Source organism: Streptomyces spinosisporus (assembly GCF_022698145.1).
GTDB classification, from domain to species: Bacteria; Actinomycetota; Actinomycetes; order Streptomycetales; family Streptomycetaceae; genus Streptomyces; species Streptomyces spinosisporus.
Map to the genome: position 1 here is coordinate 1 of NZ_JALDAX010000078.1, position 329 is coordinate 329.

The 329-nt window shown below is 64.4% G+C and carries 1 protein-coding gene; it reads right to left on the reverse strand.

Annotated elements, in window-relative coordinates:
* Nucleotides 1-329 (reverse strand): alpha-amylase family glycosyl hydrolase (locus tag MQN93_RS43780; RefSeq protein WP_242713931.1); only part of this gene is annotated, 329 nt, incomplete at both ends.

Here is a 329-nt window from a genome sequence, read left to right on the forward strand (position 1 = left end):
GACTCCTGGAACCACGGGTGCTGGTCGCTGGTGTGGTTCATGACGAAGTCGATGATGACGCGCATGCCGCGCTGGTGGGCGGCGTCGACGAACTCGACGAAGTCGGCGAGGTCACCGAACTCGGGCAGTACGGCGGTGTAGTCGGAGACGTCGTAACCGCCGTCCCGCAGCGGGGATTTGAAGAAGGGGGGCAGCCACAGGCAGTCGACGCCGAGCCATTGCAGGTAGTCGAGTTTGGCGGTGATCCCCTTGAGGTCGCCGACGCCGTCGCCGTTGCTGTCCTGGAAGGAGCGGACGAGGACCTCGTAGAAGACCGCACGCTTGAACCA